Raw genomic sequence first — 18,514 nt, forward strand, 5'->3', positions numbered from 1 at the left:
AGATGTTTATAAGTGACAGGGCCGGGGGTGGTCGCGTGAGCGGCGCGGAGCGCTTGGGCTGGCTCCCCTGGGAGAGGGGCTGGGGGTGCTACTCCGGCTGGGGAAACTCCTCCCACAGGCGGGTGTGTTGGCGCAGGCTGAGGAACTGCCCGCCGCCGAGGATGAGGTGATCCAAAACCGGGATCTGCAGCAGTTGCCCCGCCTGCAAGAGTTGCCGCGTCAGGGCAAGATCCTCCGGGCTGGGATCCAAACTGCCGGAGGGGTGGTTGTGGGCCACCAGGATGCGGCTGGCTCCTTGCTTGATGGCGCTGCGGAAGGTTTCCCGCGGGTGGGTGAGAGTTTCCGTGGCGGTTCCCCGGGTTACAATCTGCTGGCCAATGAGGCGGTGTTTGATGTCCAAGTGCAGGACGGCAAAGTGCTCTTGGGTCTCCCACATCAGGTCGCCGCTTAGGGCCATGGCCGCCTGTTCTGGCGATTCAATCACCGTCCGCTCGGGTAGTCGGGCCAAAAACACCCGCCGCCCCAGCTCGATGGCGGCCAACACTGTTGCTGCTTTGGCTGGGCCAATGCCCTCAATTTGCAGCAGCTCCCCGGCTTCCAGCTGGCGCAGTTGGGCTAAGGGATCCCCCTGGGCTTCCAATTTTTTCAAGAGCAACTGGGCCAGGCCAACGGCCGAGAGCTTACCTGCCCCCTGGCCGGTATTGAGCAAAATGGCCAGCAGCTCCGCGTGGGAGAGGTTTCTTGCCCCTTGGTTAAGCAGTCGCTCGCGCGGGCGATCCTGAAGGGGAAGGTCGCTGATACGCAACACGTACTGGCTCATCTTGCGGCTAAGGCAGAGAAGAGGTTTTTTTCAACAGCCAAAAGGGGCTGCGGCGCTCTACGACCTGCCAAGTTGCTGCTAGCTCAGCTACAAAGGGATCCCAGGTCACCAGATAGTCGGGCACCTGCCAGGCGGCCAGCTCCTCCAGGTTGGCGGCATAGGGCACCCGCAGCGGGCCATAGAAATAGGGTACAAATGACCGCAGCCCATAAAGGCCAACCCTTCCCGAAAGAGCCGGTTCTGGGCCGGCAAACTGCCGGAAGAAGTGGACGGATCCCCCCTGGGTATGCTGCAACACCCTTGGGAAAACCCAGCTCCAGGCCAACTGGGCGCTTAGTCCCGTGGCCAAGAGCAAGATGGCCCATCCTCGAACATTGTGCCGAGCTCTAATCCAGGCCAGTCCCCCCAACGCCAGGAGCCCAGCAGGGCCATAGGTGAAGAAGGGCCACTCCACCTCGGCCTGGAGATATCCAAGCGCCAAGCTGCCCGCTAGGCTCTCAAAAAGGTCGGAAAGCGGGATCCCCAAAGCCGCCAATCCCTTCTCGACCCTCGGCAGCAGCAGGACGGGATCCTGGGATCCCAGCCAGGGCAATAGCAGCCACAGGGCTAGCCAAAACAAACCGCTCAGCAGGATCCAGCCGCCTTCCCAAACGCTGAGTTGAGCCTCTCTTGATCCCAGGCGTTGCAGGCGCAGGGCAGCAAAGTAGGCGCCGATGGGATAAAGCAGCGAGGTGTAGTGGATCAACTTGGTTTGCACCAAGAGCGAAAACAGAGCCAGCACCACCCCGAAGGCCACCAACAGCAGGCGTTCTGCCCGCTGAGTTAAATCCGCCGCTGCCGAGTCACTGCTCCTGCGGAGGCTGGCCAAGATCTCGGCCAAGGCCGGAGCCGCCCAGGGAAAACACCCTAGAGCAAAGGCCAAGAGATGCAGGTAAACTGGGCCGGGGTGGCCGCTGGGGGTACTCACCAAACCCCACTGGTAGTGCCAAAACGCCGCCAGCCACTGCAGCCCCCGCGCCGCTGCTTCCAGCGCCAGCCAGGCCAGAGGAATAGCCCCCGCCAAGCCGAGGAAGGCCACCATCTCCCCCCACCGCCTTGGCGGATCCCGCTGCCAGAGCTTGTAGAGGGCCCAGATGCCCAGCGGCAACACCAGCCCCACGGGTCCTTTGGCCAACACCGCTAGGCCCAAGGCCAGCGCGCCCAGGGCGTTCCACCCCTGCCCGGAGCGGCCGGAGCGACGGGCCTCGTCAGCAGCCCAAAGGGATCCCAGCCCCACGCCCATGCCCAAATTCAACAGCGGGTCGATGAGGCCGGTTTTGTAGAAAAACAAAGGCAGGTAGCCCGTCAGGAGCAGGATCCCCCAGAGGCAGCCAAACCCCACCCCGCGCAGCCGCGCTCCCCACGCCCCCAAGAGGGCCACCGTGATGCCGCCGGCAAACGCATTGGGTAGCCGCGCCGCCCCTTCGTTGACCCCCAGGGCCGCCATCGCCAGGGCCTGCAGCCAGAAAAACAGAGGCGGCTTCTCGTAGAAGGGCTCGCCGTTGATCTGCAAAGCCAGGGGATCGCCGCTGGATAGCATCTGCCGCGCCAAGCTGGCGTAAATGAGCTCGTCCCAGTCAAACAGGTAAGGGATCCCCTGGCCCGCCCCCAGCCACAGGAGGGCCAAAAGCCCCATCCCCAGGGATCCCTGGAGGCCGCCAAGAAGCCTAGCCATGGAAGGCTTCCAGAGGCACCACCCGGCCCACACTGGCGGGCGAGCGCAAAAGGCGCAGTAGGTGAGCGGCTAAGGTGGATCCCTCGATCTCGGCGGGCATCTCCACCCCACACCAACGGCTGGAGCTCTCCTGCAGGGCCGCCACCCAATCGGGAGTTAGGGATCCCCGCGCCACCCCAATCAGTTGCGGCAGCGGCTTCTGGCGATAGAGCCCGATCCAACGCACGCCCAGCCGAAACGGCCCAGGCCGAAAACGGGGGTTGGGACTGCCGTCCGCTTCAAACTTGCTCAGCATCAGTTGCAGCGAATGGATCTGGCGGGTATTCAAGGGAGGAGCGGCAACCCGGCGGGCGCGAAAGGTGGGCACCATCTCGGCAAAAGGAACTTGAACAGTCTGCTCCTCCCCTGGGGTGGTGTTGAAAGCATAGCTGTAGGCCGGGCTGTCCCAGCCCCCTTGATCCCGCAGCAAAACCTTGTAGCGCTGTCCATCGCCCCGTAGCCGCAGCTCCAGGCCGGCAAACCCTGAGGCATCCAAGGGCGGCTGCCAATTGCGGGTGCGGGTGGAAACAAAGCCGCCGAAGTTGGCCGTGGAAACCTGGCCCGTAAACAGCAGCTCACCCTCCCCCCAGAGCAGTTGGCTTTGACTCACCCCGCCCATCACCACATCGTCGAGGATGCCCCAGAACTGGTTCACCTGGGGATCGGGCCGGCGAAAGTCAAAGAGCATCTGTTCCGTTTGGCCGCTGCGGCGCAGGCGCTCTAGGTAGGCCTTAGCTTTCTCCCGGTTCTCCAGACCGAGGATGACCCTGGCTGTCACCTCATCCCCTCTCTCCTGGACTTCTGCCCCTTGCCGGTGCAGCGCCTCCGCCAGCCCCACTGGTAGGCCATCGCCCAAGAGGATCACGGGAAGGGGAGCTGAAGTCGCCAGGGAAGGAGGCATGAAGTCAACGGCTGCTGTCTGAAACCCATTCTGAACCCAGCGCCAGAGGTCAGCAAAGGGCAGCGCTTCGTAGTAGGTCAGCGTGTTCCAAAACCGCCCCAGATCCCAAGGCATGGCCTTCCCATCTAGAGAACGCACGCAGGCGAGATGCTTACAGGATAGCCCCAGTCAGGGGATCCCTAGCAATTGAACCGCCTTTGAAGACTCCTCAACCCTATCTGCCCCAACCTCTGCCGGCCCTAGGTTTTCTCGGCAGCGGATCAAGCCAACCGCTGCTGTCCTCTCCAGAAGGCAAGGGATCCCTTCTCCGAGTTTGCTTTTGTGGATCGCATTGCCGCTCTCGGCAGGGTGGGGGCACTAACCCAACCGTTGAGGGGGCGCTGGATCCGCAATCAAACTTAACACTAAAAGTCGAAGAGAATAGCTTGCAAAAGCGATCCCGGATCCCATCGGCAAATGATCTCGCAATGGTCTATTCTTGATCCTGTTGTCGGGTTTGTCGCTGGAGCGGAGCTGACCCCCCCCTTCTAAGATCGAACTACGGAGAACCATGTTTAGCAAATCTTTTTCTCTTCAGAAAGCGTTCGCGATGGCGCGTCGTCGGTTATTGGTCCTGATCTTGGCTTTGGGGATGGCCGGATATGCCTGGGGGCCGGCCTTGGCGGCCAGGCAGATTCCTCCTGTAGCCTTGTCGCCAACCGAGTCCATCACTTTCACAGAAGCGCAACTGGCCAGAGGAAAGCAGTTATTCAACAAAGCCTGTGCCCAGTGTCATGTGGGTGGCCAGACCTATCCCAACCCGGACGTGAGCCTGAAGCTCTCGGATCTGGAGGGGGCAACACCTCCCCGCGATAATGTGTTGGCGATCGTAGACTACATCAAGAACCCGGTCACCTATGACGGGGTAGAGTCCCTGGTGGAATATCATCCCAACACCCAGCTTCTGAGTGAGTATCCTCGCCTGCGCAACCTCACCGATGAGGATCTGAAGTTAATTGCCGGCTACATCCTAGTGCAGGCTAAGACCGTACCCGGCTGGGGCGGCACCAAGAGCGAATCCCACAGCGACCTTTCCGCCTATCTCTAATGCCTGGGCAAACTCAAGGGGCAAACCGGTGGGGGATCCCGGGCCGTGGCTGGAGGTGGGCCGGGATCCTGCTTTTGGTATGGCTAGGGATAGCTAGCCCAGCGGCAGGCCGCGTTGATCCCTATGTGAGCCAGTACCTGCGAACCACTGAGCCAATAGAGTTGCCCTGGGATGCCGAAGGGCACATGCTCACCTTTACTCCAGAGCAACTTACCGACGGGAAAAATCGCTTTCAGGCTGCCTGTCTGAACTGCCACGTGGGCGGCTCTACCCTACCGGCTCCTAACATTTCCCTTTCGCTCAAGGCCTTGCGCGGCGCCACCCCGCCCCGCGACACCATTCAAGCTCTCATGGAGTACCAGCGGGATCCCCGCAGCTACGATGGCACCGAAGTTAGCTATGGCTGCCGCCCTGTGCCTCCCTCCTGGATGGATGATGAAGCGCTGCGCAACCTGGCTGCCTTTATCCTCAGGGCGGCTCAAGTGGCTCCGGGCTGGGGATCCAACGTCATCGGAGGTGGCTGAGGAATCGGGGTTCCCTCCGCCCGTTGCAGGGGTGGTGATAGCCTAGTGAAAAGGGAAGGTGGCGGCCATGCTCCAGAATATCCGCTCCATACTCCTGGGCCTGTGGATACTGGCCCTGCTCGTTTTCCTTGTCCAAAACTGGGGATCCACAGCAGCGGTCGTCGTGGCTGGTCAAGCCGGCGCTGCGATTCCTTTGTCGCTGACGCTGTTCACTGCCTATGGGGTAGGAGTCGGCTTGGGGTTTCTGTATGTGGGCGCTTGGCGGATGCATGATCAGGCGTTGCAGCGACAGGCAATCCGCAAGTTAAACCAGCTCATCGACCGAGTGCGCTTCTTGGAAGCGCAGATGATTCCCCCCGACCACTATTTGCCTCAAGATCTGCCGGAGTACGAGCCGGATCCCCAGGCAGGTCGCTATTCCTATTCCAATATCCCGCCGGAACGCATTCGCCAACCCGCTGAACCTGAGGAGGAAGACGACACGGCCACTACCCCCAACTGGCGGATCGTCCGACGTCCCTACCCCGGCCAAGAGGAGGAAGAGGAATGGGACTCCTAAGCTGGTGGAGATCTTCTGCAAATCCCTTGCCTGAGCCCGCTCCCCGACCTGAGCCCCAAGGGCAAAATCACTACCTGTTGATCATTTTGGACAGTTGCCGCTTCGACAGCCTGCTGGCGGCTAACCCCAAGCATCTGCTCAAGTTGGGATCCCTGGAAAAGCGTTGGAGCTACGCCTCCTGGACGGCTCCCGCCCATTACAACCTGCTGATGGGCCTGTTGCCTCACACCAGCCCTACCCACGTTTTCGCCTCTGAGCACTACAAGCAGGAGTATTTGCGTTACAACGAGCGCCTCGGCACCCGGCAGCCGATTGAGTTCAAGCATCTGCTGCCTCACCTCTACTTGCCAACGCTCCTGAAGCATCAACTGGGCTACACCACCCATGCCATGGTCTCCCTGCCGGTGCTCAACCCCAGCACTCTGCTCAATCGCGACTTCGATTCCTACCGTCTCATGCCGCGGCACAACGATATGGCGGCCATGGTGGAGCAGTTGCGCTTCGAGCCGGATCGCCCCAGCTTTTACCTATTAAATGTGGGCGAAACTCACTATCCCTACGCCCTGCCCGACGAGGACCCCAGCTCGTGGCCCCGCATCTCTGGGGTCAATGGTGTGTTAAAGCGCCTGGATGAAGGGGAAGAGGCCGGGATCCCCTTTTTCAATTCCGCCCAGTTGGAGGAGCTGCGCCAGCGGCAGATCGAGGCGGTGCGCTACCTAGATGGGGTCTTTGAGCAACTGTTCGATCTGGTTCCCAAAAACACCTACATCACGGTTACTGCCGACCACGGCGAGTTGTTTGGGGAAGGGGGCTACTTTGGCCATGGCCCCATCCAGCACGAAAAGGTGCTAGAAGTGCCTTTCATTGAGGGAAAAATTCGCTAGGACAAGGCCCAGCCCCTCACCCCCGGCCCTCTTCCTCTGGGAGAGGGGAGATGGGGATCGGGGCTAGGTTGCTGCCTGGAAGAGTCGTCTGCGAAAAAGGGGCTAGACCTGCTGGGTCTCTGGCTTGGGCAAGGTGGGATCCCGGTGGGTTTCGATGGGGCTTTTGCCGAGGGAGGTCACCTTCGCAGCAGGGGATAAGCCATCTTCGGCGGCCAAGTCGGCGGAACGGGCAATCTCGTAGAGACTTTTCACCACACTGGTTAGGGGAATGGCAACGATCACGCCCAAGATGCCCCCCAGTTGCGCCCCCACCAATAGGGCAATCAAGATCCACACCGGGTTGAGGCCAATCAGTTCCCCCATTAGCCGGGGAGCGATGACTCGATCCTTGATCTGCTGCACGATCAAGGAGACCAGCACCACCTTGAGGCTGAGCCAGATATCTTGGAAGGCCAGCAGCACTGCTGCCGCGCCGATGCCGATAAAGCCCCCCACTAGCGGGATCACCTCCAGCAGGCCAATCAAGAGGCCAAACAAAAGCCCAAAGGGTACTCGCAGCAGCCCAAACACTGGCACCAGCATCAGGGCCATAATGAACCCCAACACCAACTGGCTGATGAGAAAGTTCTGGAAACTCAGAGCCAGGGCTTCGCCGATGCGCGGCCCCCAGGGCTTGGGGAAGAGGCTGAGCAACCCCTGCCAGAACTGGCCCCCGTAGAGCAGCATGTAGAGGGCCAGCACCAACACCAACACCAAGTCAACCACCTGGTTAAAGGTGCCCAGGAGGATGTCTAGGGATTGGCTGGCAATTTTTTCGGCACTGGCCTGCAGGCGGTTGAGGAGGGTGTTCACCAGCTCCGTCTGGCCGAGGTTGATGTTGCGCTCTGCCGCCCACAGGCTGATTTGATCCAGCCAGCTTTGTAAGGTATCCACCCACTCCGGGATCCGCGCCCCCAACTGCACCACCTGCTTGGCCAGGATGGGCACGATGGCGATCCCTACCAAGGCCAGCAGCACCACCGACAGGGCAAAAACCAGGGTGACCGCCAAACCCCGACTGACCCGATAGCGCTGCAGCACCTGTACCGGATAGTTGAGCAAAAAGGCCAGCACCGCTGCCGTCAGGAGGGTGGTGAGCAGATGGCCAAACAGCCGGCCCACCTGCAGGGCCAGCCAGCCGCTAATGACGATCAAAATCCAGGTGAGCAGCAGCCGCTGCAAAGGTGAGAAGCGATTCATGCCAGGGGGATCCCCAAGAGCCTAAAAACCCAGGATGCTATATCCACTATCCACATAGATCACCTGGCCGGTAATGCCGCTGGCCAGGTCGCTGGCCAAAAAAGCAGCCACATTGCCCACCTCGAGCTGGGTGATATTGCGCCGCAGCGGAGCTTTCTCCTCCACCGCGTGCAGCATGGCATGAAAATCCGAAATCGCCGAAGAAGCCAGGGTGCGAATGGGCCCGGCAGAGATAGCATTCACCCGGATCCCGGCAGGGCCCAGCTCGGCCGCCAGGTAGCGAACACAGGTTTCCAGGCCCGCTTTGGTGACAGCGGCCATGTTGTAGTTGGGCACCACCCGCACGCCCCCCAGATAGGTGAGGGTGAGGATGCTGCTGCCGGCTCTCAAGAGGGGCTTGGCGGCCCGGCAGAGGGCAATCAGGGAGTAGGTGCTCACATCCATGGCCAGGGCAAACCCCTCCCGCGAGATATCGCTAAAGTTGCCGCTCAGCTCTTCTTTTTTAACGAAAGCCAGGCAGTGAACCAAGATATCGACCTGACCCCATTTTTGGGCCACCCCTTGAAACAGATCGTTGATCTGCTGGTCGCTTTGCACGTCGCAGGGAAGGAGAAAATCCGGCTGCAGGGGCTCCGTCAATTGCTGGACTTTGGTTTTGAAGCGATCCCGCTCGTCTGGCAAGTAGGTAACCCCCAACGTAGCTCCCGCTTTGTGCAGTTGCTGGGCAATGCCCCAGGCGATGGAGCGCTCGTTGGCAATGCCAGTTACCAAGGCTTTCTTTCCGGTCAGATCTAGCATAAGGAGACCCAAGAGTAGGGGTACATGCCTATCCATCCTCCCACACAGGTGGAGGGATCCCTTAGCTGGGCTGATAGGTGGAAGCCACGTGCAGTTCTTTGAGCTGCTTGGGCTCGACGCCGGCAGGGGCGCCGGTGAGCAAACACCTGGCCTGCTGGGTTTTGGGAAAGGCGATGACATCGCGGATGGAATCTTCCCCCGCCAGCAGCATCACCAGCCGGTCTAGGCCGTAGGCGATGCCCCCGTGGGGCGGCGTGCCGTACTCAAAGGCTTCTAGCAAAAAGCCAAACTTGTCCCGCGCCTGCTCAGGGGTGAGGCCGATGGCCTGGAAAACCTGCTCCTGGATCTCCCGCTGGTAGATGCGCAGGGATCCCCCGCCCACTTCCACGCCGTTCCAGACCAGGTCGTAGGCCTGGGCCCGCGCCGTTTTTAGGTCGGCCAAGTCGTCGGGGTGGGGAGCGGTAAAGGGGTGGTGCAGGGCTTCTAGGCGGTTTTCCTCGGCGTTGAACTCAAACATGGGGAAATCGGTGATCCAGAGAAGATTCAAGGCGTTCTCCGGGATCAAGCCCAGCTCCTGCCCCAGGTGCAGCCGCAGGCGGCCCAGCGACTCGTTGACCACGGCAGCCGGCCCTGCCCCAAACAGCAGCAGATCCCCTGGCTTGGCGTTGGTCATCTGCAGCAACTGCTTCTCCTGCTCAGGGCTAAGGCTTTCCTTGAGGGCACCAATGGTATCGAGGCTGCCGGCGCGCACCCGAATGAAGGCCAGGCCGCCCGCCCCGTACTGGGTAACCAGCTTGAACAGATCGCCGCCGGGCTTGATGCGGGTGTTGGAGATCCTCTCGTCGCCGCCGGGCACCGGCAGAGCCTTGATCACTCCCCCCTGCTGCAGGGCTTTGGCGAAGACTTGAAAGCGGGATCCCTGAAACACCCCCGAAACATCCACCAACTCCAGCCCAAAGCGGGTGTCGGGTTTGTCGGAGCCGTAGCGGGCCATAGCCTCGGCGTAGGTCAGCCGCGGGAAGGGACGGGGCAGGTCGATCCCTTTGACAGTTTTGAAGATGTGGCCGATGAGCCGCTCGTTGAGCTCCAAGATTGCCTCCTGATCCAGGAAGCTCATCTCCATGTCCAACTGGGTAAACTCCGGCTGGCGATCCGCCCGCAGATCTTCATCCCGAAAACAGCGGGCAATTTGGTAGTAGCGATCCACGCCAGCCACCATCAGCAACTGCTTAAAAAGCTGGGGCGACTGCGGCAGGGCAAACCACTCGCCGGGGTTGACGCGGCTGGGCACCAAGTAATCTCTGGCACCTTCGGGGGTGGAGCGGGTGAGGATGGGGGTCTCCACCTCGATAAAGCCTTCTTCGTCCTCCAGAAAGCGGCGAATGGCCTTGATCACCTGGTGGCGCAGTTGCAGGTTGCGGGACAAGCGCTCCCGCCTTAAGTCCAAGTAGCGGTAGCGCAGGCGAATCTCCTCCCGCACCTCTTCCCCTTCTTCCCCCGAGACACTGAAGGGAAGCTGCTTGCCCACGCGGCTGAGAATTTCCAGCTCTTCTGCGTAGACCTCCACTTCGCCGGTGGGCAGGCGGGGGTTAAAGGAGTCTTCAGGCCGCTGCTGAACCCTACCTGTGACCCGCACTACGTATTCGCTGCGCACCTCCTTAGCCAGCTCGTAGGAGAGGGGGGTCTTCTGGGGATCCGCCACCAGTTGCACAATGCCGGAGCGATCCCGCAGATCGAGAAAGATCACGCCCCCGTGGTCGCGGCGGCGGTCGATCCAGCCGTAGAGGGTGACACTCTGGCCGATGTGAGCTGGGCGCACTTGGCCACAATAGAGGGAACGGGGCGGGCGACGGATAGCAGCAGGCATGGACGCGGTAAGAAAACAAGGGTCTGAGCCCCTATCATACAAAACTCAGCCCCCCTGCCTCGATTCTGCCCCTCAAGGACAATCAGGGGATCCGCCCAAGGCCCCCACAATCGTGCAGGTGTTGTGGCGCATCATAGCGATGTAGGTTTCGGCACCGCTGCCTGGCTCCCCTAGGGAGTCCGAGTACAGTTCCTGTTCGGCCACCTGGACTCCCGCTTCGGCGGCCACCGTTTGGATGAGAGCGGGGTTAAGGGTGGTCTCGGCAAAAACCGCCGGCACCCCCAGGGCGCGGATCTCCTCCACCAACCGAGCCACCGTCTGGGCGCTGGGCTGTTCCTCGGTGCTGATCCCCAAGAGGGATCCCCCCATCTTCAGGCCGTAGGCTTGGGTGTAGTAGGCAAAGGCAGCGTGGGTGGTCACCAAAACCCGGTTGGCAGGGGGAATGGTCTGAATCTGCTCCGCGATCCAGGCGTGGAGCTCTTCCAGCTCCGCCCGATAGGCGGCGGCATTGGCCTGAAAAAAAGCCGCTTCGCCGGGCACCTGTTCCGCCAGCTCCTGGGCAATGGGCTCCACCATGAGGATGACGTTTTCCACATTGCCCCATACATGGGGATCCGGCGTCGGGATCCCGTCCTCATCGGTGACGATGGGGTCGAGGATCTCGGCCAGGGCAACCCGCCGCGCCCGTTGAGCAGCAGCGTTGACGAGACGAATCAACCCCGCCTCCAAGTTGTAGCCGTTGTAAAACACCAGATCCGCCTGCTCGAGAGCTGCGGCATCTGCCGGTGTCGGCTCATAGACGTGGGGATCCTGTCCCGGCTGCAGCAGGCTGCTGAGCTGGATGCGATCTTGACCCACCTGCTCTACCCAATCGGCAATCAGAGTGGTGGTAGCCACAACGCGGGGACGTGCCACAGCCAAGCTGGCCAGAGATGTCCAACCGCCCATCAGCAGGCCAAGCCCCACCACCAAGCGGCGCAAAGAAAAGATCTTGGTTTTCATAATTGTTTCACTATTTGAGTTTCCCCTTAGGGTACACTGGTCTTGGCGAAAATGAAAGGAAAATGAAAAAGCCAGCGATTGCTCTCCCTCTTCGTCCGGCCTCTCTGGTGGTGCGGGATCTGACGGTGCGCTATGGCAAGTTGCTGGCGTTGGAGCGGATCAGCGCCGAGATCCAGCCAGGGTGCATCACGGGCATCCTGGGCCCCAACGGGGCTGGCAAAAGCAGCTTTCTCAAGGCGCTGCTGGGGTTGGTGCCAAAAGAGGGGGGCGAGGTGCGCTACGGCGGCCAGGCGCTGCGGGGGGAGCAGGTGGCCTATGTGCCGCAGCGGTCGGCCATCGACTGGAGCTTTCCGGCCACGGTGTGGGATGTGGTGCTGATGGGACAGGTGAGAGCTGCCGGCTGGTTGCGCCGCATCGGTCCGCAAGGTCGGGAGCGGGCAGCGCAAGCTCTGGAGCGGGTGGGGATGGGGACCTATCGGGATCGGCCCATCGGTCGGCTATCAGGGGGACAGCAGCAGCGGGTGTTTTTGGCGCGGGCTCTAGCGCAGGCAGCCGAGATCTACGCCCTGGACGAGCCGCTGGCCGGGATCGACCAGCCCAGCGAGGCCATTGTGTTTCAGGTTTTGCGGGAGTTGGCCGACGCCGGCCATATCGTGATGGTGGTGCACCACGACCTGGGGCAGGCGCTGGCCCACTTTGATGAGGTGCTTCTCCTCAACCGCGTCCTGATTGCCCAGGGATCCCCGCAGCAGGTGCTGCAGCCGCAGGTGTTGCAGCGGGCCTATGGCCGCATCCTGCCCTTGGACTCAGCTGCCTAGGGGGTGAGGGGTGGTATGGAAGGGCTCTGGCACACCCTGGCGGATCCCTTGCGGTTTGCCTTTATGCAGCGGGCTCTGCTGGTGGCGGTGGCCATCGGCGTTCTCTGCGCGGTGGTGGGCAGCTATTTGCTGGTGCAAAGCTTGGCCCTCCTGGGGGATGCCCTCAGCCATTCGCTGCTGCCGGGCCTGGCCATTGCCTACCTGCTGGATCTCAACCTCTTTGTCGGTGCCTTCGTGGCGGGGTTACTGAGCGCCCTGCTCATCCAGTGGATCCGCTCCGCCACCCCCCTCAAGCCCGATGCGGCCATGGGGATCGTCTTTTCTGCTTTTTTTGCCCTAGGGATCCTCTTAATCACGTTAATCCAACGGCGGGCCCGCATCGATCTCAACCACTTCCTCTTCGGCAACCTCCTGGGGGTGAGCGCCGCTGATGTGTTGACAGTGGTGGGCATCACCGTCCTGGTGCTGGGATTGGTGGCCCTCTTTTTTAAGGAGCTGACCTTCTACAGTTTCGATCCCCTGGGGGCCAAGGCAGCCGGCCTGCCTACTGCAGGGTTGGGATGGGGGCTGATGGCGCTCACCTCCCTCACTCTGGTGGCCAGCATGAAGGCGGTGGGGGTGCTGCTGGTGCTGGCCATGCTCATCACGCCAGCAGCAACAGCTTACCTGCTGGCGCCTCGCCTGCACCAGGTAATGCTGCTGGGATCCCTCTTTGGCGTCAGCGCTAGCCTGCTGGGGATGTACGCTAGCTACTACCTCAACGTCGCCTCCGGCCCGGCCATTGTCTTGGTGGCCTCCGTCTGGTTTGGCTTAGCCTTTCTGGCCAGAGTCATCTTCGGCCAAAGCTAAAGGCCGGGGAGAGAAGAGAGGGATCCCCGGCCCAGAGCCTATCCGATTAGAAGCGGGAAGAACGGCTATCCCGCCTGCTGCCGCCTGCGCTGGCCTGACGCGGCATTGCCTTGTTAACCCTCAGATCCCGGCCCATCCAGGTGGCGCCATCCAACTCGTCGATGGCTTTCTGCTCGTCGGCCTCGTTTTCCAGGTCCACGAAAGCAAAGCCCCGCTTGCGGCCCGTCTCCCGATCCACTGGCAGCTTAATTTGCTTGACGGTGCCGTACTCGGAAAACACAAGCCGTAGGTCTTCTTCACTGGCTTTGAAGGACAAGTTGCCCACAAAAATGGTCATAACGTAGCAAACTCCGAACCTTAACCTTTTAGCGCTCAGTTCGGAAGCTCACCTGGTTAGACCATTGGCTCAATCCGAACCTGATGCCAACCACATCTTAGTCTCCCCGACGGCATTTGCAAACTACCTGTTCAAGATCTTTCTCCAGGAACTTGCAGAAGCTTTTTTGAACTAGGAAATTAAGGATCCCAACTTTTAGCGGTGCTTGTCCTGTCCCAGGGGTTGGCGTTTGGGAATGCCGGGAGGACGGGGATAGCAAGCTGGTGTGGGGGCAACTTTCTCCACCAGCAGGCAATGCCGTATCCCGTGGCTGCGGGGGGTAGTGAAGGCTTCGACGTGGATCAGCTTCCCCCCCAGGAGAGAAAGGGCTCGCTCCAGAGTTTGGGCTTCTGCCTCGGTCCAATGGCCGCGGTAGAGAATGGCGCGTCCCCCCACCTTGAGCAGGGGCAGACAATACTCGGCGCAAACCTCCGCCGCTGCCAGGGCTCTGGCCAGGGCCAGATCGTAGCTGCCGCGTTCCTGCGGGTCTTGCCCCCAGATTTCGGCTCGCTGGGCCACCGCCCGCGCCTGGGTCAGGGAGAGCTGCTGCAGGGCCTCTTGCACAAAGGCAATCTTGCGTTGGCTGCTGTCCAGGAGGGTGAAGCTGGCCTGGGGCAGGGCAATTTGGGCCGGGATCCCTGGAAACCCTGCCCCGGTGCCGATGTCGATGCCCCGCCAGGGCCGAGCTTGAATCGCCGCCCAGGATCCCAGCAAGCGTAGGCCCCGCAGCGAGTCCCACAGGTGTTTCTCCCAAAAATCGATGGGAGCGGTGATGCGGGTCAGGTTCTGGGTGCGGTTTCCGGCCATCACCAGGGGATAGAGCTGTTGCAGTTGCTGCCGCTGCGGCTCAGAAGGCTGCCAGCCCAGCTCCGCCAGCCAGCTCTCCCAGAGGGCCTCCAGTTCGGGGGGCTCAGAGGTAGGCGGGGCAGCCTTCTTCATCCCAGGGATCCCAGCCATCGCGATCCCAGTTGCAATCCGGCAGGAATGGCTCGGTCGGCCCAGCCTTTCAGCTCTTGGGTCAAGCCCTGCAAAGATCGGTCGGCGCCCAGCAGCTCCTGGTTCAAGCACACCAGCTCCTGCAAATCCAGCTCCTGGCAGTTGGCCCAATCTTCTGCCAGCAAGTTGATCGGCTGGGGCTGAGCTTGCAACGGCTGCTGGGCAGCCAACTCCAGCTCTATATCCAAAAGCACCTGCTCCAGCCGTTCTACCCGCTCTTGCATCTGGGCCAATAAGGCCGCCAACTGCTGACAGCAATGGTGAACCCGCTGAGCATAAACCTTGAGCGGCAGCGTCAGCGGCAGCAGCGACTCAGACAACAGTTGAATCAGGTGCTGGGCCTCCAGTTCTTCCAGTTGCAGATCTTGCCAAATGGCATGGTAAAAATGGAGCGAGCGACGACAGGTTTCCAGGCGCTGGTAGCAGGGCTGCAATACAGAGCTGCGCAACTCCTGCAGATAATCGGCCCACAGTTGTCCGGCCTCTACCACCCAACCCGTTTGCAGAAAACTCCACCCCTGGGCCAGCAGCCAACTGATCACCAGGCCTGCCAACAACTGCGGCTTTTGCTGGGCCAGAAAAGGCAGAAGATGCTCTCCCCAAATCGCCAACCCCAGCCAGAGCAGAGCGGCCAAAGCCAAGTGGGGCAAGCTGATCATCTGGGCCAGAAGCTGAGCAGAACCTGCGGATCCCTGGGGAAGTCGGCGCTGCCGCAGCATCCAGATGAGCCCTACACCCAAGCTGTACAGCCCTCCCCCCAACAGCGGGATCACCACCAACCACAGGGGTTGCCCCCTCCACAGGTGCGACAATAGCCCAGCCTGGCCCGGCGCATCCCAACTGAGCAAATACACAGCCAACAAAGCCAAAACCACACCCCACCCCTGCTGCCGTTGGAGGCGGCGGGCCAGCAGGCGGCGGCGACGACGAAGATAGGTTTGAAAGGATTCAGCCACAATGGACATAAAACGATGGATCGCAGATCCCTGCCAATATCCCCACCGGTCTGGATCGCCTCCTTACGATCATAAGTCTTGACTCGGCCCTGGCGTCTCTGGGTTCACTATTGCGATTGTTACTGGGAGTCATCGCTTGGCTGGCGGGGCAGGGCTCATCAGACAGTTTTTCAGAGAAGTTCTGTTCTCAAAGCGGGCCTGGGAGAGGCTGTCCAGGACAGGCGGCTGCAAGAAAATCCCCCATCCCTGCTACGATGGAAAGGTCCTTAACGTTTCTTATCCACAGCCAAGTTGGTTTCTTGGTTCGGGTTTTCTCTTCTGCACTGTGCGAGGTTTTGTGAGCGCTTCTGCATCTCTCCTTAGCTCTGACCTGTCTCTTTCCCCCTCAAGGTGCAGCGCCAGATGATCGTTATTCTCGACTTTGGATCCCAGTACTCGGAGCTCATTGCCCGTCGTATTCGCGAAACCCACGTCTATTCGGAAATCCTTTCCTACCGCACCACCGCTGAACACCTGCGGCAAATACGGCCCCAGGGCATCATCCTCTCCGGCGGCCCCAACTCGGTCTATGAGCCGGGCGCTCCTGCTTGTGACCCGGAGATCTGGAACTTAGGGATCCCCATCCTGGGCGTATGCTACGGCATGCAGCTCATGGTGCAGCAGTTGGGGGGCAAGGTGGAGCCAGCCCAGAAGGGGGAATACGGCCGTGCCGCCCTGCACATTTTGGATCCCACCGACCTGCTCACCAACTTGCCGGAAAACAGCATTATGTGGATGAGCCATGGGGATGCGGTGACCGAGTTGCCGCCAGGTTTTCACGCCCTGGCCGCCACGGACAACACCCCCTTTGCCGCCATTGCCAACCCGGCGCGTCGTCTGTACGGAGTGCAATTTCACCCAGAGGTGGCCCACTCGCAGGCGGGTGCCTTTCTCATTCGCAATTTTGTCTACCACATCTGCGGCTGCGAGCCCACCTGGACAACGGAAGCTTTTCTGGAGGAGGCGATTCGGGAAGTCCGGGCCCGTGTGGGCGACAAGAAGGTGTTGCTGGCTCTCTCCGGCGGGGTGGATAGTTCCACTCTGGCTTTTTTGCTGCACAAGGCCATCGGTGACCAGCTCACCTGCGTCTTCATCGATCAGGGGTTTATGCGCAAGGATGAGCCGCAGCGGCTGCTGCGCCTTTTCCAAGAGCAATTTCACATCCCTGTCCACTACGTAGATGGCCAGGAGCGCTTCCTCCAACAGTTGAAGGGAGTTACCGACCCGGAAGAAAAACGCAAGCGCATTGGGGCAGAGTTTATTCGCGTCTTTGAGGAAGAATCCCAGCGGCTGGGCCCCTTCGAGTACTTAGCCCAGGGTACTCTTTACCCCGATGTGATCGAGTCGGCCAACACGAATGTGGATCCGGTGACCGGAGAGCGCATCGCCGTCAAGATCAAAAGCCACCACAATGTCGGCGGCCTGCCGGAAAATCTGCGCTTTAAGCTGGTAGAACCTCTGCGCAAGCTTTTCAAGGATGAGGTGCGGCAACTGGCCCGCTCGCTGGGTTTGCCGGAAGAAATTGTTGGCCGCCATCCTTTCCCAGGGCCGGGCCTGGCCATCCGCATTGTGGGCGAGGTCACTAAGGAGCGTCTGGAAACCCTGCGCGAGGCCGACATGATTGTCCGCCAGGAGATCAACCGCTCCGGCTACTACCCCAAGCTGTGGCAAGCCTTTGCCGTGCTGCTGCCGGAAGTGCGCTCGGTGGGGGTGATGGGGGATAAGCGCACCTATGCTTGCCCAGTGGTGGTACGACTGGTTACCAGCGAAGACGGCATGACGGCGGATTGGGCCAGGGTGCCCTACGACCTCTTGGCCACCATCTCCAACCGCATCGTCAACGAGGTGCCGGGCATTAACCGCGTCGTTTATGACATCACTTCCAAGCCACCCGGCACCATCGAGTGGGAGTGATGCGGGTCAGGCGGGATCCCTTGCCTCTGGCCTCAAGGCCGGCCTGGATCAATCACCTATGGCCTGCTTCTGGCAGGGAATAGGAAGGGCTTGAGCTGAAGGGCTGAGCGGCTTGGACTTCCATGCGAGCCAGGGTTGTGGCCGCGTCGGCCAGTTGTAGGGCCAGGTTGGCACGGCTAATCGGATCCCGGGCATTCCAGAGATCTTGTCCCAAACAAAACACTCGATAGCGAAAAGCTTTGATGGAGTGCGATGGGATCACTTTGACGGTCATGGTTACAACCTTTTTTCCACAGCAATCTGAGCGTTCAGCAGAACCCGCTCGGGCTCAAGGTAAACAAATGTTACCAAAACAACTTCGTCGGCACCCCTAATCACAACTGGGCAGGTGGCTTTTGGCGGCTCCACCTGTTCATGCCGTACCCCCACAGTGTATTCTCCAATCGGCAGGTCATCAAAGCCGGCGTCGGCGTAGATTAACTCGATGGTTTCTTCCGCAATCAGTTGCCCCTCCCGCTCCAGAAAGGCGACAAAAGGGATCCCATCGATGGAAGTGAGGGCGTTGTTGGCCTGGTTGCGGATCATCACAAAAATGTCGGACATGGCTGGGATGCCCTCTCTCAAGGCTCCCCTCGCGAGGCTGGGGGAACGGGGCCCGACGCTTCTAGGCTGCCATCCAGGTCTTAGCCCTGGACGGGTGCAGGGACAAGACAGGCTTCCAACTTTTGCCGCAGCTTGGCCGTATCGAGGTGCTGGCCGATGAGCACCAACTGGTTTTTGGGCTGGCGAGGCCATGCATCGCTACTGAGGGTGTAGCGCCGACCGCTGAGGTGGAAGATATGTCGCTCTGGGCTTTCTTCAAACCACAGGATCCCTTTGGCCCGAAAGACTGCCTCGGGCAACTCATTGAGAAAGTTCTGGAAGGCGTCTAGAGAAAAGGGGCGATCGCTCTCAAAAGCCAGGGAGTTAAAACCATCAACCTCGATGTGGCTGCGGTGCGAGTGGCCATGCTCGTGGCCGTGTTCGTGGTCGTGCTCATGGTTATGCTCATGGTCATGCTCATGGTCATGCTCGTGCCCATGCTCAGTGTCGTGAGCCTCCTCCTGAGGCAGAGAGCTGGACTGAAACAGAT

Annotated in this window: 20 protein-coding genes; 7 read left to right on the plus strand and 13 right to left on the minus strand. The window is 60.7% G+C overall.

All coding sequences use genetic code 11. From position 1 onward, the window contains the following. Positions 1-88: 88 nt before the first annotated feature. Genes radC through NW841_RS06950 form a run of 3 tightly spaced genes read right to left on the minus strand, consistent with a single transcriptional unit; the run spans position 89 to position 3,588 of the window. Positions 89-820, minus strand: coding sequence for a RadC family protein (gene radC / locus NW841_RS06940; protein WP_414385941.1), 732 nt, complete (start codon positions 818-820; stop codon positions 89-91). Positions 821-827: 7 nt separating this feature from the next. Then, entirely contained in the window at positions 828-2,534 is a 1,707-nt protein-coding gene (locus NW841_RS06945) for an ArnT family glycosyltransferase (protein WP_414385942.1), read from the minus strand. Beyond that, positions 2,527-3,588: a CIA30 family protein gene (locus tag NW841_RS06950; RefSeq protein WP_414385943.1), complete on the minus strand. Its 1,062-nt coding sequence runs from the start codon at positions 3,586-3,588 to the stop codon at positions 2,527-2,529. The genes NW841_RS06945 and NW841_RS06950 overlap by 8 nt, the downstream gene beginning before the upstream one ends. A 475-nt stretch (positions 3,589-4,063) precedes the next feature. Between NW841_RS06950 and psbV the strand changes: the two genes are divergently transcribed. The 4 genes from psbV to NW841_RS06970 all read left to right on the plus strand — a co-directional run bounded on the left by psbV (position 4,064) and on the right by NW841_RS06970 (position 6,528). Further along, a complete protein-coding gene (psbV, locus tag NW841_RS06955; RefSeq protein ID WP_414370281.1) occupies positions 4,064-4,561 on the plus strand; it encodes a photosystem II cytochrome c-550 in 498 nt (165 codons plus the stop codon). Further along, the gene (gene psbV2, locus NW841_RS06960) at positions 4,561-5,085 is read left to right on the plus strand and encodes a photosystem II cytochrome PsbV2 (RefSeq protein WP_414378268.1); all 525 of its coding nucleotides are present in this window, start codon (positions 4,561-4,563) and stop codon (positions 5,083-5,085) included. The genes psbV and psbV2 overlap by 1 nt, the downstream gene beginning before the upstream one ends. Before the next feature lie 67 nt (positions 5,086-5,152). Further along, entirely contained in the window at positions 5,153-5,644 is a 492-nt protein-coding gene (locus NW841_RS06965) for a hypothetical protein (protein ID WP_414385944.1), read from the plus strand. 26 nt (positions 5,645-5,670) lie between these two features. Further along, the gene (locus NW841_RS06970) at positions 5,671-6,528 is read left to right on the plus strand and encodes a sulfatase-like hydrolase/transferase (protein ID WP_414385945.1); all 858 of its coding nucleotides are present in this window, start codon (positions 5,671-5,673) and stop codon (positions 6,526-6,528) included. Between the two features lie 102 nt (positions 6,529-6,630). Here NW841_RS06970 and NW841_RS06975 read toward each other — a convergent pair whose 3' ends face one another. From NW841_RS06975 to NW841_RS06990, 4 genes are all read right to left on the minus strand, one after another. Then, a complete protein-coding gene (locus NW841_RS06975; RefSeq protein ID WP_414365036.1) occupies positions 6,631-7,767 on the minus strand; it encodes an AI-2E family transporter in 1,137 nt (378 codons plus the stop codon). Positions 7,768-7,788: 21 nt separating this feature from the next. Continuing rightward, positions 7,789-8,565 carry an enoyl-ACP reductase FabI gene (gene fabI, locus NW841_RS06980; protein WP_414348999.1) on the minus strand — a complete coding sequence of 259 codons (777 nt, stop codon included), beginning with the start codon at positions 8,563-8,565 and terminating at the stop codon, positions 7,789-7,791. Between the two features lie 61 nt (positions 8,566-8,626). Then, positions 8,627-10,432 carry an aspartate--tRNA ligase gene (gene aspS, locus NW841_RS06985; RefSeq protein WP_414365033.1) on the minus strand — a complete coding sequence of 602 codons (1,806 nt, stop codon included), beginning with the start codon at positions 10,430-10,432 and terminating at the stop codon, positions 8,627-8,629. Positions 10,433-10,504: 72 nt separating this feature from the next. Continuing rightward, on the minus strand, positions 10,505-11,434 hold the full coding sequence (locus tag NW841_RS06990) for a metal ABC transporter solute-binding protein, Zn/Mn family (RefSeq protein WP_414367775.1): 930 nt from the start codon (positions 11,432-11,434) through the stop codon (positions 10,505-10,507). Between the two features lie 62 nt (positions 11,435-11,496). Here NW841_RS06990 and NW841_RS06995 point away from each other — a divergent pair, with 62 nt between their 5' ends. Both NW841_RS06995 and NW841_RS07000 read left to right on the plus strand, forming a co-directional pair. Then, positions 11,497-12,252: a metal ABC transporter ATP-binding protein gene (locus NW841_RS06995; protein ID WP_414385946.1), complete on the plus strand. Its 756-nt coding sequence runs from the start codon at positions 11,497-11,499 to the stop codon at positions 12,250-12,252. A gap of 15 nt (positions 12,253-12,267) precedes the next feature. Further along, positions 12,268-13,101 carry a metal ABC transporter permease gene (locus NW841_RS07000; protein WP_414337194.1) on the plus strand — a complete coding sequence of 278 codons (834 nt, stop codon included), beginning with the start codon at positions 12,268-12,270 and terminating at the stop codon, positions 13,099-13,101. 46 nt (positions 13,102-13,147) lie between these two features. Here the strand turns inward: NW841_RS07000 and NW841_RS07005 are convergent, their stop codons facing one another. From NW841_RS07005 to NW841_RS07015, 3 genes are all read right to left on the minus strand, one after another. After that, positions 13,148-13,438, minus strand: coding sequence for an RNA recognition motif domain-containing protein (locus tag NW841_RS07005; protein WP_414385947.1), 291 nt, complete (start codon positions 13,436-13,438; stop codon positions 13,148-13,150). Positions 13,439-13,633: 195 nt separating this feature from the next. Then, positions 13,634-14,416 carry a 16S rRNA (guanine(527)-N(7))-methyltransferase RsmG gene (gene rsmG, locus NW841_RS07010; RefSeq protein ID WP_414365029.1) on the minus strand — a complete coding sequence of 261 codons (783 nt, stop codon included), beginning with the start codon at positions 14,414-14,416 and terminating at the stop codon, positions 13,634-13,636. Continuing rightward, entirely contained in the window at positions 14,413-15,438 is a 1,026-nt protein-coding gene (locus tag NW841_RS07015) for a hypothetical protein (RefSeq protein WP_414385948.1), read from the minus strand. Before NW841_RS07015 ends, rsmG begins: the two co-directional genes overlap by 4 nt. 393 nt (positions 15,439-15,831) lie before the next feature. On the opposite strand from NW841_RS07015, the gene guaA reads away from it, so the two are divergent. Beyond that, positions 15,832-17,382 carry a glutamine-hydrolyzing GMP synthase gene (gene guaA / locus NW841_RS07020; protein WP_414385949.1) on the plus strand — a complete coding sequence of 517 codons (1,551 nt, stop codon included), beginning with the start codon at positions 15,832-15,834 and terminating at the stop codon, positions 17,380-17,382. 52 nt (positions 17,383-17,434) lie between these two features. Here guaA and NW841_RS07025 read toward each other — a convergent pair whose 3' ends face one another. From NW841_RS07025 to NW841_RS07035, 3 genes are all read right to left on the minus strand, one after another. Beyond that, positions 17,435-17,656, minus strand: a complete 222-nt coding sequence (locus NW841_RS07025) for a hypothetical protein (RefSeq protein ID WP_011430503.1) — start codon at positions 17,654-17,656, stop codon at positions 17,435-17,437. A gap of 2 nt (positions 17,657-17,658) precedes the next feature. Further along, a complete protein-coding gene (locus NW841_RS07030) occupies positions 17,659-17,985 on the minus strand; it encodes a hypothetical protein (protein WP_414385950.1) in 327 nt (108 codons plus the stop codon). Positions 17,986-18,065: 80 nt separating this feature from the next. Further along, positions 18,066-18,514 (minus strand): GTP-binding protein (locus tag NW841_RS07035; RefSeq protein WP_414385951.1); only part of this gene is annotated, 449 nt, incomplete at its 5' end.

Origin of the sequence: Synechococcus sp. H60.3 (assembly GCF_047462295.1) — a bacterium.
In the GTDB taxonomy this organism is placed as follows: Bacteria; Cyanobacteriota; Cyanobacteriia; order Thermostichales; family Thermostichaceae; genus Thermostichus.

What these genes read in the sequence shown, in the direction of transcription:
- psbV (WP_414370281.1), top strand. Translation starts at nt 4,064, where the DNA reads ATGGCGCGTCGTCGGTTATTGGTCCTGATCTTGGCTTTGGGGATGGCC.
- NW841_RS06950 (WP_414385943.1), bottom strand. Translation starts at nt 3,588, where the DNA reads ATGCCTTGGGATCTGGGGCGGTTTTGGAACACGCTGACCTACTACGAA.
- rsmG (WP_414365029.1), bottom strand. Translation starts at nt 14,416, where the DNA reads ATGAAGAAGGCTGCCCCGCCTACCTCTGAGCCCCCCGAACTGGAGGCC.
- NW841_RS07030 (WP_414385950.1), bottom strand. Translation starts at nt 17,985, where the DNA reads ATGTCCGACATTTTTGTGATGATCCGCAACCAGGCCAACAACGCCCTC.
- NW841_RS07025 (WP_011430503.1), bottom strand. Translation starts at nt 17,656, where the DNA reads ATGACCGTCAAAGTGATCCCATCGCACTCCATCAAAGCTTTTCGCTAT.
- psbV2 (WP_414378268.1), top strand. Translation starts at nt 4,561, where the DNA reads ATGCCTGGGCAAACTCAAGGGGCAAACCGGTGGGGGATCCCGGGCCGT.
- NW841_RS06995 (WP_414385946.1), top strand. Translation starts at nt 11,497, where the DNA reads ATGAAAAAGCCAGCGATTGCTCTCCCTCTTCGTCCGGCCTCTCTGGTG.
- fabI (WP_414348999.1), bottom strand. Translation starts at nt 8,565, where the DNA reads ATGCTAGATCTGACCGGAAAGAAAGCCTTGGTAACTGGCATTGCCAAC.
- NW841_RS07000 (WP_414337194.1), top strand. Translation starts at nt 12,268, where the DNA reads ATGGAAGGGCTCTGGCACACCCTGGCGGATCCCTTGCGGTTTGCCTTT.
- NW841_RS06945 (WP_414385942.1), bottom strand. Translation starts at nt 2,534, where the DNA reads ATGGCTAGGCTTCTTGGCGGCCTCCAGGGATCCCTGGGGATGGGGCTT.
- aspS (WP_414365033.1), bottom strand. Translation starts at nt 10,432, where the DNA reads ATGCCTGCTGCTATCCGTCGCCCGCCCCGTTCCCTCTATTGTGGCCAA.
- NW841_RS06975 (WP_414365036.1), bottom strand. Translation starts at nt 7,767, where the DNA reads ATGAATCGCTTCTCACCTTTGCAGCGGCTGCTGCTCACCTGGATTTTG.
- guaA (WP_414385949.1), top strand. Translation starts at nt 15,832, where the DNA reads ATGATCGTTATTCTCGACTTTGGATCCCAGTACTCGGAGCTCATTGCC.
- radC (WP_414385941.1), bottom strand. Translation starts at nt 820, where the DNA reads ATGAGCCAGTACGTGTTGCGTATCAGCGACCTTCCCCTTCAGGATCGC.
- NW841_RS06965 (WP_414385944.1), top strand. Translation starts at nt 5,153, where the DNA reads ATGCTCCAGAATATCCGCTCCATACTCCTGGGCCTGTGGATACTGGCC.
- NW841_RS07005 (WP_414385947.1), bottom strand. Translation starts at nt 13,438, where the DNA reads ATGACCATTTTTGTGGGCAACTTGTCCTTCAAAGCCAGTGAAGAAGAC.
- NW841_RS07015 (WP_414385948.1), bottom strand. Translation starts at nt 15,438, where the DNA reads ATGTCCATTGTGGCTGAATCCTTTCAAACCTATCTTCGTCGTCGCCGC.
- NW841_RS06990 (WP_414367775.1), bottom strand. Translation starts at nt 11,434, where the DNA reads ATGAAAACCAAGATCTTTTCTTTGCGCCGCTTGGTGGTGGGGCTTGGC.